This window comes from Bacillus sp. SLBN-46 (genome assembly GCF_031453555.1).
Taxonomy (GTDB): domain Bacteria; phylum Bacillota; class Bacilli; order Bacillales; family Cytobacillaceae; genus Neobacillus.
The window spans coordinates 2,638,636-2,652,194 of the sequence record NZ_JAVIZM010000001.1 but is presented as its reverse complement, the minus strand read 5'-3'; the positions used below and the strand labels follow the sequence as shown (position 1 = coordinate 2,652,194).

The following is a 13,559-nucleotide window of genomic DNA, read 5'->3' as shown; positions in this document are numbered from 1 at the left end:
CATAGCTTCTCGTAACATAACAAACTTTTCAAAGAGCATTGCTTTTTCAAAATCAATTCCAACGTACCGTAAGAAATAAATGCAACCGATAAATTAGTGTTCATTTTCAGCCATTGATAAATGGCTAGAGACAATTCTGTCACACCTGATTTTGCTTTTGGAGAATAAAAACCAACTAAAGTACTTTCCATATTTCTAGAAGCAAATATAGGATTATTTACAAATAAAAAAAACGCCGATTGGCGCTTCCTACTTGTACTTCGGACCAGATTGATTCTGGTCTTTACCATTTTTCTCTTTATCTAATTCTTGCTTACTAATTTTATTTTTCCATTGTTCATAGGTGATTCTAGAATAACCTTCATCATTCAAGTATTGGATATAATCTTTTCCATATGGATAGATCAATTACACCACCTCCAGTGCTTATTAATAAATGTATGCGCTTACATATTAAGAAAACACTGTGTGGTTTATAAATATTTCTTTATATCTTTTATTAAATCTGTTACGCCAAATTCCATCTTTTTTCGATATTTTCTCCAAAAAACTAACATACTTTTCATATCCTACTAATATATTGAAAAAGAAAAAGATGAAGGGTGGAGACTCATAAATGGAGAACAATTCACAAGTATTATTCAACGGCAAGAGATATGTAATTCTTTATAAGTATACTTCAGGTTACTGCGAGATTAAGGAAGTCGGAAGCATACATAATATTAAATTGGTTCATTTAACAGAAATAAAAAAACTAGACTAAATCATAATAATGGAATATTTCCCCTTTTTTACTTCTTAAATCACTCGTATTAGAAATTTTCTCACTGAAAGTCCATATACATAAAAAAGCCCTAATACTAGGGCTTTTTTATATTATGTATACTTTATTCTCCAAGTTATCCACTTTAGTTTGTATTTTCCTAAACAAATCGCTTGATTTCACATTATTTTATTAAACAATAAAATCACTTTATCAATTTCTTCCTTAGTTGAATCCCTGCCTAAACTAAACCGGATTGCTCCCCTTCCAACCTCTTCAGGAACATTCATCTCCTTTAATACAGGTGATAGTTCTATGCTTCCAGCATGACACGCTGATCCAGTTGATGCAGCAAGACTAGGAATAGACTCTAATAGTTCTTGGCCCATTTTATTTACAAAACTTACATTCAAGGTATTCGGCAGCCGTTCCTCAGGATGTCCATTCAGGACAATCTGTTCCCCGAACACCCCCTTTAGTCTCCCCCAAAAATAGTCAGTCAAGTCTTTGATTCTATGATTACCTACTTCTTTAGAAGCGATTTCACATGCCTTACCTAATCCCACTGCTAGTAAAGTATTTTCGGTACCAGCACGAAGGCCAAACTCATGCCCCGCTCCGTGTATTAGAGGTTCAAGTTTGATTCCATCTCTTATATATAGTGCACCAATTCCTTTCGGTGCATATAGTTTATGACCAGCGATCGTTAGCATGTCTACTTTTAAATCATTCACTTGGACAGGGACTTTTCCAACGGATTGAGAAGCATCTGTATGAAAGGCAATTCCATTCCTTTCCGCTATTGCCCCAATCTCCTTTATCGGCTGTAACGTACCTATTTCATTATTGGAGTGCATGACTGTAATCAGAATTGTTTCTTTTGTAATCGCCTTTTCGATTTCTTCAGGTGATACTCTTCCATACCGGTCAACGCCTACGTAAGTTATCCTTGCCCCAACTTGTTCAAGGAACTTACAAGGGCTTACGATAGCGGGGTGTTCAACTTTAGAAGTAATAATATGGTTGCCTTTATGCTTATTTTTAAAATAATACCCTTTTAAAGCAAGGTTATTTGCCTCACTTCCACCACTCGTAAAAATGATTTCCCCAGGAGAACAAGCAATTAATTCAGCCACTTGTTCTCTTGCTTTATGTAAAAATTCCTTAACTGGTTTTCCTGACCAATGTAAGGCTGAAGGATTTCCATAATAATCCTGTAGCAGAGGTTGCATCGCACTAAGTACCTCAGGAGCCAAAGGGGTGCTAGCATTGTAATCCATATAAATCTTTTCCATATTGCGCTCTTCCCTTCTAAGGGTCATTTCACCTATGTTTATCTAATTCTACCACAAGTTGTCTTCGCATTTACCCTCCATTTGTCTTCTATTCCTTTATCTTGACATAAACAATCGACCCTTTCATAAATAAAAAAAAAGCCTTTTAAATGCAGCTTTGCATTTAAAGGGCTCTCTCTATCTTGACATGTTAAAGTGCTGGAGCATCCATTCCAATATGAGTCCATTCTTCTCTTGCTGGCCCATAAATACCCGGAACTTTCAATCCTGCCTGACGCATTAGGACTGTCATTTGACCACGGTGATGAATGATGTGCTTGATGAGCAATGAAAGTGTTACTGCTTTTGGCATTGTCATACCAAATACATTAACCATTTCCTTTAAGGAATCATCCGTCCATTGCTGTTTCACTGCGTCAATTGTATCGGCACTGACCTTTCGAAATGTTTCTGCCATTTCCTTTGCTGAGGAAGGAACGGTTCCTGAATTTTCTACCGGTTCCACCTTGATTCCGAACTCGATTAGCATTCCAGGAGTACTTGTAACAATGTGCCAGGCAATTCGGCCTAATGTACGGTCTTCCGATGAAACCTGTTGTTGAAGGGAATTGTCGTTTAACGCATCTAATACTTTTTGTGTAGACCCTGCTTCCTGATTCCATTCTTGGATAAATTCAGCTATTGAAGTATACATTTTGTTTTTCCTCCGTTTTTCGTATTTTTATGACCTTTAGGGAATTTATTGATATGACAGGCCATAATTATGACAAAAAAAGTATACCATTCATATCCATAATTACAAATTTCCCTTATTTGTTCTTATCCCAATTGAGTTCTACCTAACATTTAAATTCCTAATTTTTCTAATTCAATAAGCTTTTTCAGATAACCATATCCCTTTTGCCCAAGAATGTCGATTTCATTATTGGTTGCTAGAAGAATTTGATCCCTGCACTTGGATATTCTTTGAATCATTGGATGGATTGTTAGACTTGATAGATTCACAAAATCATATAAATCGTTTAAGCAAGCAGGTAATTTATAGCCTTTATTGCTGCTAGCAATTAAGAGACCACTATCACGGAGCTTTGACACCACCGATGATCGAAAGTTATGCGGATTTAGTTTTAAGTCCCTAATGGCATTTAGATTATCTAAAATTTCTTCCGTATACACATATTCATCAGGATTTTCCTTTAGGTTAAATAAAAGAAACTTAAGAAAATCGATTCGAAGCTTTTCTTCCTCTTCCTCACTTTTTCGATGCTTTTCAATATATTGATAGGTTAGATTCACCGAATGTTGGATGATAACGTCATTGTACCTAGAATCCTGATTCGTTGATTTGTAATCATAGAGAAAGTCCTTATAATCAAGAGGTAATAGATTAATGGCTGCTATTTTATTTCTTATAATTTTGAAAAAAGAACGGTACTGGTCAGATTGGTGGGTACGATCATAGCCTTTTGCCAAAGTTCCAGCGATAAGATCTGCCAGCTGAAGAAGAAAATTCGATTTACTATTGTTGAACCCAAATGTTGAATGATTAAATAAATCAGGGATACTATTTGTTCTTATATAATTTTTAAAATCTTGTAAAAATGATTTTTCATCTCGGTTGTCTGCCACCAGGTCAAGCTGTTCAAATGATCTATTCAGGTCCCTATAGACCATTTTATTTACATATTTTAAAAATGAAGTTTTAGACATAATGCCGCTGTCTTCTCTTATTTTTCGCTTATCAATTACATAGGCGTATACACTAAAAGGTAAATCCTTTATTTCATTCAAAATTTGCATTCTTTGAGTATGGTCATTGTCGAAGCTTCTAGAAGTTAGATCCCCAGTTTGAACATATGCTTGTCTTATACTGTCCATTTCTTGCTCTAAACTAGCTTTATTAGAATCTTTTACAAGAATTGCAACAATAATAAAGTGGGTTGAAACATCGCTTTTATCAAAATCAAAACGATAATCCCCAAATTCATCTAAAAATCCATATTGAATCTCGTCCAAGTTCTCCCACCTCACAAATTTTTACTTTTATATACAAATTCAACAAAGCCTACTCTAACCCTCTAAAAAATTATATTTTATCAGAATTAGGACTTGGTGCCTGTCCCCTATCACTTTAAAGGATTAACGTCATGTGATTCTATATAAAAAGAACTTCCATCATGGAAGTCCTACTCTCGTATAAACCAAACCTTTGATATTAAATTGTTTTCTACTTCATAAATGGCCATTAAGCTTGTACTTTCTCCAGTAAGCCCGCTCGTTGCAATTTCCCAATCTATTACTTTGTTGCCGACAATGGACCGATTTTTTATGTCCGCAAAATTCTTCTTTTTGAATGTTTCTGTATACCTTTCAATCAATTCTTGTTTTCCACTTAAAGTTATGGTGTTATCCGGAAATGTGTAAACCGTAATATCATCTGCATATGTACTGGCAAAGCCTTCAATATCCTGTTTGTTATAGTATTCGATTTGTTGTTGAACAACCTGTTCAATCGACATAAGCTTCCACTCCATTACTATTTATTTTATATATTAAAGGTGTGAGTGTTGGTTGTAAACCTTTTCACCCTAGAATGGTGCATCTCAGTATTGCTTATGCAGGACAATTTACGTGTAGTTCATGAAGCATCGTCATTCCTGTTTATATAAACTTTCTTCAACATACTTGTACTTTTAGCACAGATTGGGAAAAATATAGACAAATGATAAAAAGGGGCGTTTAAATGTGAAAGAAAAAAAAAATGAGGCAGTTGAAGCAAATCAACAAATGGATCAATTATTTTATGACTTTGGGTCTAGGAGCTACGCTTCAGAGGGCTCTGAGGAAGATATCGCAAATAACGAAATCCAGGAGCAGTTCTATGGAAATGACAAAGCGAACAATTCTCTTCCGTTTCATGTAGACGTTAACAATCCACCCATCAAAAAGTAAAAAGAGCTTCTTTCTTCTTATGAATTTTGTCCTACGTATTTAATAAAAAAAGCAGCTTAATAAGGGACACTATTATTGTGCCCCCTTATTAGCCAGCTTGAATATTTCTTATTCCTCCGCTACCTTCACTAGCTGTTTACCAATGTTATCTCCACGGAATAGTCCTAGAAAAGCTTCCACCGTATTTTCAAAGCCTTCAACGATATTCTCACGGTATTGAATCTTACCTTCTTTTACCCATTGTGATAACTGAATTAATCCTTCCTTATTATGTTCTGCATAATCAGATACAATAAAGCCTTTCATTAATGAACTAGTTGTCAGCAGTTGTCCCGCTACTCTTGGTCCTATCTCCGGCTTTTCTAAGTTATACTGCGAGATTTGTCCGCAAATAGCTGTTCGAGACTGAAAATTAATCAAAGTCATTACAGCATCACTTACTTTACCTCCGACATTGTCGAAATAAACATCGACTCCTGAAGGACAAGCTTCCTTTAGTGCCTTGCGAAGATTTTCTACTGTTTTATAGTTAATAGCAGTATCAAAGCCTAATTCTTCTGTTAAAAAGCTACATTTATCATCTGCTCCTGCAATTCCTACTACACGGCAGCCTTTTAACTTTGCAATTTGACCAACAATTGTTCCAACTGCTCCCGATGCTCCCGAAACAACAACTGTTTCCCCTTCCTTCGGCTGTCCTATGAACATTAACCCAAAATAGGCAGTTAACCCAGGCATTCCTAGTACATGCAGGGCCGTGGTAATCGGTGCTAATTCAGGATTAACCTTCCGAATGGTACTACCATCTGACACATTATATTCTGCCCACTCAAGGCGGCCTTCCACATATTGGCCCTCTTGAAACCTTGGATTTTTAGATTCAACGATTTCCCCAACCATACCTCCAATAAATGGTTCTCCCACCTCATAAGGTTTCGCATAGGATTTTGCATCCGACATTCTACCGCGCATATAAGGATCCACTGATAGATAAAGAGTACGGATGAGTACCTCTCCCTCACTAATTTCCGGAATCCTACTCTCAATAATTTCAAAATTACTTGCATCTGGCATTCCGTTCGGACGACTAGCTAACAATATTTTTCGATTGACATTCTTGCTCATCCAATCACTCCATTCATTAAAATACATCATGTAGCTGCCACTGGTTGCTTTGTTTACAAGTTCGATTTTGTATTCTCATTTCCCTGCTTTATTTTTTCATGAGTTAATTTTTTCATACTAAGTTATACTCTTACCTAAAGCCTTCTTGCATGTGATTGAAGACCAATGTGTTATACTGTGTCTATACTTAGGTAATCCACCGAGAATACATTTTAGGAGAGAGTTTATGAATTACAAGTTAGTCATCTTAGATGTAGACGGAACGATCCTTCCTCATGGAAAAACAAAATTGAGTCACTCTACTAAGGCTGCGATCCAGCAGTTGAGGGAGAAAAAGATACAGGTTATCATCGCTACGGGGAGAGCCCCCTATTTTTCAGATTCCATAATTCAAGAAACCGGAGTAGAATCCATGGTCTTTTTTAATGGGTCCTATGCTTATCACCAAGGGATAGAAATATACAAGAGCGCTATAGATAAACAGATTTTAGAAAAAGTACATCTATTATCAAATGATTTTCAGCATCCACTCACTTTCTTAAGCGGCAAAAGCTTTAAGTCCACAGATTTAAGCCACCCATACGTGATTGAAGCGTACCAACATGATCCATGGAAGCCAGAGCTTGCACCCGCTCAATTTTGGACAGATGAAGACATATACCAATTGTTCTTGCATTGCGATTTGGAGGAAGAACTTCATTATCAAACCAATGTACCAGAGTTAGATTTCAGAAGATGGAGTTCGGGCGCTAGAACATGTGATGTTAATTTGTCTAACTCCAACAAAGCAGTAGGTATTACTAAACTATTAGAAAAACTAGGCATAGCACCGGACGAGGCTGTTGCATTTGGAGATGGCCTAAATGACATCGAAATGCTTTCCTTGGTTGGAATGGGAGTGGCTATGGGGTCTGGGCGCGATGAATTGAAACAAATGGCCAATATGGTAACTCTCTCAGCAGAAGAAGACGGAGTACGATATGGTCTAGAACGGCTTGGATTGATCTAAGCACTAATCACTTGAAAGGAAATTATTTATGTCTATCCACTACGAAGTAATTTCTGAAGATAATATAAGTTGCCTTAAGAATCTTGTAAATGAATTAATGGCTTATCAAAAATCTAAAGCAGCGATTCATCCTGAGTTTTTTGATAACATGAATTTTGAAACTAGAATGATCCCTTCTGTTAACAACGCCAAATATAATTACATAGTAGTAGCAAAAGATGATGATGAAATTGTGGGATATGTATATAGCAACATTTCATCAAAGGAAACGTATTCAAATGATTTTGCTACTTTTTTTGATCTTGACTCAGTTAATAAGGAAGATGTCGGTTGTCTTTCACAGTTTTACATCAAAGAGGGTTATCGTAGCCTGGGCATCGGTTCTGTTTTATTCGAAAAGTCGAAGGATTGGTTACGTTCATTTCCGTCAATTGATGATTTGTTTATTTTTGTATCAAACGGCAACGATGAAGCCTTAAAGTTCTATCAAGGGAAAAGTTTCAAAATAAGCCACCAGATCCTTGATGGGTTTATTACTGTTTTAAGGAATACTTGATCAACATAAATAAAAGCTTGTAGAATCGGTCCATTTGGACTTCTTTCTACAAGCTTTTATTGTACCTTTTCTAACTATCAATTAGATAAAGGCTCCTATCAAACAGCTATCAGTTTGGTAGTTAATGCTATCACCTGTTATGTGTGCCTTCCCACTCAGCGATTTGCTCTCGAACCTTAGGCGCTACTTCTTTACCCAATAGCTCAATAGCTCTCATGACCTCTTCATGAGGCATCGTACCTACAGGAACGTGAAGGAAAAAGCGTGTGATTCCAACATTCTTTCGAAGGTGAATGATTTTTTGTGCAACTGTTTCTGAATCACCAACGTACAATGCTCCTTCAAAGCTTCTTGCTGCATCGAAGTTTAAACGGTCGTAATGTCCCCATCCCCGTTCCCTTCCAAGCACATTCATAGCTTGCTGAGTAGAAGGGAAAAATTTATCTGCAGCTAGTTGAGTTGTTTCAGCGATAAAACCATGTGAGTGTGAGGCAACAGATAGTTTCGACAAATCGTGCCCTGCTTGTGCTGCAGCTCTCTTATAAAGTTTAACCAAGGGTGCAAATCGAACTGGACTTCCACCAATAATGGCTAGAACAAGTGGTAAGCCAAGGACACCTGCTCGAATAACTGATTCCGTGTTTCCACCACTGCCAATCCATACTGGGAGGGGGTCTTGAACAGGTCTTGGATACACGCCCAAGTTATTAATGGCTGGCCGATGACTCCCTTTCCAATTTACTTGCTCAGACTCGCGTAATTTTAACAAGAGGTCCAGTTTCTCCTCGAATAATTCATCATAATCCCTAAGATCGTAGCCAAACAATGGGAATGATTCAATGAAGGAACCCCTGCCAGCCATGATTTCTGCTCGGCCATTTGAAATGGCATCAAGTGTAGCAAAATCTTGAAATACACGTACTGGATCTGCAGAAGATAGTACCGTAACAGCACTAGTCAATCGTATCCGCTTCGTTTGTGATGTAGCAGCAGCTAGTACAACTGCAGGAGAAGAAGCAGCATAATCCTTTCGATGGTGCTCCCCAACGCCAAACACATCCAATCCTACTTGATCGGCAAGAACAATTTCCTCCACTACTTCACGTATTCTCTGTGCATGACTTATTACTTCTCCGGTCTGAACGTCCGGTGTGGTTTCTACAAAGGTACTAATTCCTATCTCCAAAGTTCATTCCTCCAATTTTACCCTTCTGCTCACTGCGACTATGTCAGTATATACCATAACCAGTAATATTTTTACTTTTAAGCACTGAATTAAGGTTATTAAAAACATAACAGAGAAACAATAAGTTTAGTTTATTGGAAAAAGGGTGCATTAGATGTATTTTTTTCAAAGCCAAGAATCACTAACCTCAATTGAATGGGTTTTACGTGCTGTTGTTGGTTTTTTCTTCTTGGTTATCGTTGGTAAAGTTCTAGGACAGCGTGCCATCTCCCAATTAAGACTACTTGATTTTGTTATTGCTCTAGTCATTGGCAACATTATTGCCCATCCATTGTCTGACCAACATCTTGGGTTAAAAGGGTCCGTCATTTCCACCATTGTATTAGTAACCTTATATCTTTGTGGTATATTCATCATTCTTAAATGGCCATGGCTTAGAAAGTTACTTAACAGTGAACCTATCCCAATTATTAAAGATGGAAAGATTTTATATAAAGGCCTTAAGAAGGCAAGGATTTCTGTAGATTTGTTACTAGGGGAATTACGTAAGGAAAAAGTAGCAGATGTGAAAAAGGTAGCATTAGCTTTTTGGGAGGCAGATGGAACAATTTCTATTTTCCTTGATCCCAATTACCAACCCATTACACCAATGACCATGCAAATAAAGACAGAACCTTTCGATTTACCAAGGACGATTATCAAAGAAGGTAAAATCATTTCTAATGAGTTAGAACAAATACAAAAGGACGAAGATTGGGTTATCTCTAAATTAGATAATATATATCAAACTGAAATCAAAGACGTCTTGCTGGCAACTGTGGATAAGAATGATAACCTTAAGGTCTTTTTTTATCGGTAGATACTTTGTTAACTTCCATTAAATTAATTAAAACCAGGGTATCTTATCCTGGTTTTAATTAATTTACCCTTGCACTATTATACTAAACTAACAAATAATTTAACCTGTTTACATAATAAAATTATAGAATACTTAAAAGTATTTTATGTGATCCCTTCTTTTAATAATGAATTTTTTATAACCATGCATCAGGCACTGAACTATTGTCAGCGATAGAAAATGCTGCATTTGTGATTGCTTCTGCTAACGTTTCTCCAGTTTCACAAACATCATTAAAGCAAACCTCAGAAACGCCATTGGTTTTATATGTAAACCCCAATTTTTCTAATCTCTCTACGATTACCATCGCATGGTCAAGGTTATGTTCAGGTTCAAAATCTGAAACAGGAATAAATGCATCCTTTTCAAAGTCATACCATCGATCCCATCTATTTAATTTCCATCCTAGTATTCTTCGAGCGATAATTTCTGTTCTGTTCATATGTATTGGCTCCTTTTCTTTAGACTTTATTATTTTACCATTTTAATTTTTCTGTCCTACATTATTTATTGTCAATTTTTTTAATAAAATTTGCTATCATTGTAAAGGTGTAAAGTTTTTTCACGATTAGAACCCAGTGTGAAGGGTATTTTAATAGTTAGAGGTGATCATATTGAAAATTAACCTAACCAAAAATGCATATCTACAATTAAAGACGGTTTTCCCTGAGAAAACTTCTGTTAGGATTATTGCTCATCAAACGAGTGGTTGAGGTAGCACTATTGTGTATGAACTTGCTCAGGATGAGCAGGTAGAACATGATGAGGTATATCTATTTGAGGAGATTACTATCCTTGTTAGCCCAGAAGTACAAGCATATCTTGATGGAGATATTGTTATCGACCATACAAAAAATTATGGGTATGTGCTAAAGAATGATTACGAAATCTTAACTTTTGGTATGAGGCTGAAAAAAGGTTAATAAGCCCCTGTGATTGCTATGAAAGACAAAATAAAATGTCCTTCATCCCACTAATGAAGGACAGATCTCGTTCAAAACCCATCAAAAATGTCCTTCATACCTCCAATGAAGGACAAATCTCTTACTCAATCAATTAGTAATGTCTTTCATTCATCTAAAAAGAAAAATATTCCTACATATAAGTTTACATAATATATTTATAGTTCCTAATAACCTACTTATTTAAAGTCTACCTACCCCTCCAACGCTCTACTACCATTGCAATTCCTTGGCCCCCTGCAACGCATAATGTTGCCAGTCCGTATGTTAATTTTGTCTTTTGCAATTCATGAAGAAGCGTAACTAAGATTCTTGCGCCTGAACAGCCTAGTGGATGACCTAAAGCAATCCCCCCTCCGTTAACATTTACCTTTTTTCGGTCTAAATCAGGCCAATGCTTTAGACATGCAATTGCTTGTGCAGCAAATGCTTCATTCAATTCAATGAGATCTATATCTTCCATCGTTAAGCCTGCTTTTTCTAATGCTTTCTCACTGGAAGAAACTGGACCAAGGCCCATCTCTTTAGGCGAGACACCAGTAACAGCCCAAGATTTAATAGTTACTAGTGGTGTTAAGCCCAGTTTTTCTGCTTTTTCTTCACTCATCAGCATTAAGACCGCTGCCCCGTCATTCCGACCAGATGAATTACCTGCTGTCACTGTGCCCCCTTCTTTAAAGGCAGGCTTAAGGGTGGATAATTTTTCTAGAGATGTCCTTCTAGGATGCTCATCAACAGCGAAGAACAAGCTTTCACCCTTGCTAATTGGAATACTTATTGGAACAATTTCAGCTGAAAATCGCTCGTTCTCCAAAGCTCTTAGTGCTTTTTCTTGACTATCAAGTGCAAAGAGATCTTGTTCTTCTCTAGAAATCTCAAATTTTTCTGCTAGCCATTCAGCTGTTTGGCCCATGTTAAACGTTCCATATAAGTCTTGAGGCTGGGAGCATGGTTGGCTGCGAGTATTGGAATCAAATAACGTTAAATCCCCTGGTTTTAACCCCTTCCTATTTCCAACAAAGTAATAAGGTGCTTGAGACATACTTTCCACTCCGCCTGCCAAAACAACTTCCGATTGACCTGTCTTGATGGACATGACTCCATTTATTACAGCTTGAAGTCCTGAACCACATTGCATTTGTACTGTATGCCCTGTCACATTTTCAGGAAATCTGGCTCTTAATGCTGCTACCCTTGCGATGTTAGGTGTTTCAGCACTCTGTTTTGTTTGACCAATGATTACTTCATTTACAATAGAAGAATTATAACCCACAGAGGATAGATTATTATTCATAACAGTGGCTAACACTTCTTCTGGTGGCACAGACGAAAGCGCACCACCAATTCTTCCGACCGCCGTTCTAAGTGCACTTACAATAACGACCATTATTGTTTCACCCTCCTTTCATTCTCCAAATGATCCTTACAGCTTAAAGCAATCCTAAATCGAGCGTCTGTCTTTGCTTTGACAGATTCAATTGTATGTCCAGGTAATAATTCAATAAGGACTAATCCTTCCTCATCTACCTCGAAAACTGCCAGTTCCGTTATGATCAGGTCCACTTTTCTATGTGAAGTGATAGGGTAATGTAATTCTTTTACTATTTTAGATTCGCCTTCCTTGGTGGTGTGTAGAGTAGTGACAATGACTTTTCTTGAGCCCTCTAACAAGTCCATTGCTCCACCAACACCTAAAACACTCTTCCCAGGGACAGCCCAGTTTGCCACACGACCTATTTCATCAACCTGTAGGACACCTAAAATGGACACATCGACATGGCCTCCGCGAATCATCGCAAATGAAGAGGCACTGTCAAAGAAGGAAGCTCCTTCTTCAACCGTAACGGGAAGCTTACCGGCATTCACCAAGTTCTTATCGATTTCATCCGTTTGAGGGGTGGATCCTACACCTAAAATTCCATTTTCTGAGTGGAGGTAGACCTTAATCCCCTCGGGAACAAAATCGGCTACCAATGTCGGTATGCCAATACCAAGATTGACAATATTACCATCCTTTAAAGCTAGACCTGCCCTTTTTGCAATGACATGTTTATCACTCATATGATTTCTTCCTCCTTTATTACGAGATAATCAACGAAGAGATGAGGTGTAACGATTTCTTCGGGTGATAACTCACCTATTTTCACAATTTGATCAACCTCCGCAATCACTACTTTGGCCGCAGTTGCCATAATAGGATTAAAGTTTCTAGCTGATTTTGTATATACTAAATTTCCTAATTCATCTGCTTTATGTGCTTTTATTAAGGCAATATCGGCCTTTAATGATGGCTGTAGAATATATTTTTTACCTTCAATTTCTCTCTCTTCTTTTCCTTTTGTAATCTCCGTACCAGCACCAACTGGCGTATAAAAGGCTGCAATCCCTGCCCCGCCAGCACGAATTGCTTCTGAAAGCGTTCCTTGTGGGAGCAATTCAATGTCCAACTCTCCCATTTGGTAGGCTTTTACCACATCTGGGTTACTTGTAAAATAAGAACCGATTCCTTTTCGAACTCTCTTTTCCTTAACAAGCACGCCAAGCCCTTTCCCAGGCTCACCAAGATTGTTACTAATTATTTCTAATTTTGCAGTTCCTGACTGTTGTAACGAACGCAATATGGTTAATGGACAGCCCACTAAACCAAAGCCTCCAACCATGATCCTATTTCCATCTTTAATCATTGATGCTGCTTCCATTGCAGAAATTAGCTTATTCATTCTCATTCCCCCAAAGTTTTATACTAGTAATCTTAAAAAACGCAAAAAGCTGAGCAATATTCTAATAAGCTACAAAAATGGTGAACATTTTGT

At 37.3% G+C, this 13,559-nt stretch carries 17 protein-coding genes; 6 read left to right on the top strand and 11 right to left on the bottom strand.

The window, feature by feature from the left end:
* Window positions 1-249: 249 nt before the first annotated feature.
* Complete coding sequence (locus QFZ87_RS13680) at window positions 250-408, bottom strand: hypothetical protein (protein ID WP_309862147.1); 159 nt, start codon at window positions 406-408, stop codon at window positions 250-252.
* A 208-nt stretch (window positions 409-616) separates the two neighbouring features.
* Between QFZ87_RS13680 and QFZ87_RS13675 the strand changes: the two genes are divergently transcribed.
* Complete coding sequence (locus QFZ87_RS13675) at window positions 617-763, top strand: hypothetical protein (protein ID WP_309862145.1); 147 nt, start codon at window positions 617-619, stop codon at window positions 761-763.
* 179 nt (window positions 764-942) lie between these two features.
* On the opposite strand, the gene QFZ87_RS13670 is transcribed toward QFZ87_RS13675, so the two are convergent.
* From QFZ87_RS13670 to QFZ87_RS13655, 4 genes are all read right to left on the bottom strand, one after another.
* Entirely contained in the window at window positions 943-2,058 is a 1,116-nt protein-coding gene (locus tag QFZ87_RS13670; RefSeq protein ID WP_309862143.1) for a cysteine desulfurase family protein, read from the bottom strand.
* A gap of 190 nt (window positions 2,059-2,248) precedes the next feature.
* Window positions 2,249-2,752, bottom strand: a complete 504-nt coding sequence (locus QFZ87_RS13665; RefSeq protein ID WP_309862141.1) for a DinB family protein — start codon at window positions 2,750-2,752, stop codon at window positions 2,249-2,251.
* 152 nt (window positions 2,753-2,904) lie between these two features.
* Entirely contained in the window at window positions 2,905-4,074 is a 1,170-nt protein-coding gene (locus QFZ87_RS13660) for a DUF3800 domain-containing protein (protein WP_309862139.1), read from the bottom strand.
* Between the two features lie 170 nt (window positions 4,075-4,244).
* Entirely contained in the window at window positions 4,245-4,577 is a 333-nt protein-coding gene (locus tag QFZ87_RS13655; RefSeq protein WP_309862137.1) for a nuclear transport factor 2 family protein, read from the bottom strand.
* A 226-nt stretch (window positions 4,578-4,803) separates the two neighbouring features.
* Between QFZ87_RS13655 and QFZ87_RS13650 the strand changes: the two genes are divergently transcribed.
* The gene (locus QFZ87_RS13650; RefSeq protein ID WP_309862135.1) at window positions 4,804-5,010 is read left to right on the top strand and encodes a hypothetical protein; all 207 of its coding nucleotides are present in this window, start codon (window positions 4,804-4,806) and stop codon (window positions 5,008-5,010) included.
* 108 nt (window positions 5,011-5,118) lie between these two features.
* Here the strand turns inward: QFZ87_RS13650 and QFZ87_RS13645 are convergent, their stop codons facing one another.
* Window positions 5,119-6,135, bottom strand: a complete 1,017-nt coding sequence (locus tag QFZ87_RS13645; RefSeq protein WP_309862133.1) for an NADP-dependent oxidoreductase — start codon at window positions 6,133-6,135, stop codon at window positions 5,119-5,121.
* 226 nt (window positions 6,136-6,361) lie between these two features.
* Between QFZ87_RS13645 and QFZ87_RS13640 the strand changes: the two genes are divergently transcribed.
* Complete coding sequence (locus QFZ87_RS13640) at window positions 6,362-7,144, top strand: Cof-type HAD-IIB family hydrolase (RefSeq protein WP_309862131.1); 783 nt, start codon at window positions 6,362-6,364, stop codon at window positions 7,142-7,144.
* 28 nt (window positions 7,145-7,172) lie between these two features.
* Complete coding sequence (locus tag QFZ87_RS13635; protein WP_309862129.1) at window positions 7,173-7,700, top strand: GNAT family N-acetyltransferase; 528 nt, start codon at window positions 7,173-7,175, stop codon at window positions 7,698-7,700.
* A 130-nt stretch (window positions 7,701-7,830) separates the two neighbouring features.
* Here QFZ87_RS13635 and QFZ87_RS13630 read toward each other — a convergent pair whose 3' ends face one another.
* Complete coding sequence (locus QFZ87_RS13630) at window positions 7,831-8,886, bottom strand: LLM class flavin-dependent oxidoreductase (protein ID WP_309862127.1); 1,056 nt, start codon at window positions 8,884-8,886, stop codon at window positions 7,831-7,833.
* A 154-nt stretch (window positions 8,887-9,040) separates the two neighbouring features.
* Here QFZ87_RS13630 and QFZ87_RS13625 point away from each other — a divergent pair, with 154 nt between their 5' ends.
* Window positions 9,041-9,745 carry a DUF421 domain-containing protein gene (locus tag QFZ87_RS13625; RefSeq protein WP_309862125.1) on the top strand — a complete coding sequence of 235 codons (705 nt, stop codon included), beginning with the start codon at window positions 9,041-9,043 and terminating at the stop codon, window positions 9,743-9,745.
* Between the two features lie 175 nt (window positions 9,746-9,920).
* On the opposite strand, the gene QFZ87_RS13620 is transcribed toward QFZ87_RS13625, so the two are convergent.
* Entirely contained in the window at window positions 9,921-10,226 is a 306-nt protein-coding gene (locus QFZ87_RS13620) for a BC1872 family protein (protein ID WP_309862123.1), read from the bottom strand.
* Between the two features lie 283 nt (window positions 10,227-10,509).
* Between QFZ87_RS13620 and QFZ87_RS13615 the strand changes: the two genes are divergently transcribed.
* Window positions 10,510-10,707 (top strand): hypothetical protein, encoded by a 198-nt coding sequence (locus QFZ87_RS13615; RefSeq protein WP_309862121.1) that lies wholly within the window; start codon window positions 10,510-10,512, stop codon window positions 10,705-10,707.
* 229 nt (window positions 10,708-10,936) lie between these two features.
* Here the strand turns inward: QFZ87_RS13615 and QFZ87_RS13610 are convergent, their stop codons facing one another.
* From QFZ87_RS13610 to QFZ87_RS13600, 3 genes are read right to left on the bottom strand one after another with little or no spacing between them, the layout of a single operon-like run.
* Window positions 10,937-12,133, bottom strand: coding sequence for a thiolase family protein (locus QFZ87_RS13610; protein ID WP_309862119.1), 1,197 nt, complete (start codon window positions 12,131-12,133; stop codon window positions 10,937-10,939).
* Entirely contained in the window at window positions 12,133-12,807 is a 675-nt protein-coding gene (locus QFZ87_RS13605) for a 3-oxoacid CoA-transferase subunit B (RefSeq protein ID WP_309862117.1), read from the bottom strand. The genes QFZ87_RS13610 and QFZ87_RS13605 overlap by 1 nt, the downstream gene beginning before the upstream one ends.
* Window positions 12,804-13,466, bottom strand: a complete 663-nt coding sequence (locus tag QFZ87_RS13600) for a CoA transferase subunit A (RefSeq protein WP_309862116.1) — start codon at window positions 13,464-13,466, stop codon at window positions 12,804-12,806. The genes QFZ87_RS13605 and QFZ87_RS13600 overlap by 4 nt, the downstream gene beginning before the upstream one ends.
* Window positions 13,467-13,559 lie beyond the last annotated feature (93 nt).

Bases quoted from the DNA above. Each gene is read 5' to 3' on its own strand.
- QFZ87_RS13675 (WP_309862145.1), top strand. From the start codon at position 617: ATGGAGAACAATTCACAAGTATTATTCAACGGCAAGAGATATGTAATT.
- QFZ87_RS13670 (WP_309862143.1), bottom strand. From the start codon at position 2,058: ATGGAAAAGATTTATATGGATTACAATGCTAGCACCCCTTTGGCTCCT.
- QFZ87_RS13665 (WP_309862141.1), bottom strand. From the start codon at position 2,752: ATGTATACTTCAATAGCTGAATTTATCCAAGAATGGAATCAGGAAGCA.
- QFZ87_RS13655 (WP_309862137.1), bottom strand. From the start codon at position 4,577: ATGTCGATTGAACAGGTTGTTCAACAACAAATCGAATACTATAACAAA.
- QFZ87_RS13645 (WP_309862133.1), bottom strand. From the start codon at position 6,135: ATGAGCAAGAATGTCAATCGAAAAATATTGTTAGCTAGTCGTCCGAAC.
- QFZ87_RS13640 (WP_309862131.1), top strand. From the start codon at position 6,362: ATGAATTACAAGTTAGTCATCTTAGATGTAGACGGAACGATCCTTCCT.
- QFZ87_RS13635 (WP_309862129.1), top strand. From the start codon at position 7,173: ATGTCTATCCACTACGAAGTAATTTCTGAAGATAATATAAGTTGCCTT.
- QFZ87_RS13625 (WP_309862125.1), top strand. From the start codon at position 9,041: ATGTATTTTTTTCAAAGCCAAGAATCACTAACCTCAATTGAATGGGTT.
- QFZ87_RS13620 (WP_309862123.1), bottom strand. From the start codon at position 10,226: ATGAACAGAACAGAAATTATCGCTCGAAGAATACTAGGATGGAAATTA.
- QFZ87_RS13610 (WP_309862119.1), bottom strand. From the start codon at position 12,133: ATGGTCGTTATTGTAAGTGCACTTAGAACGGCGGTCGGAAGAATTGGT.
- QFZ87_RS13605 (WP_309862117.1), bottom strand. From the start codon at position 12,807: ATGAGTGATAAACATGTCATTGCAAAAAGGGCAGGTCTAGCTTTAAAG.
- QFZ87_RS13600 (WP_309862116.1), bottom strand. From the start codon at position 13,466: ATGAATAAGCTAATTTCTGCAATGGAAGCAGCATCAATGATTAAAGAT.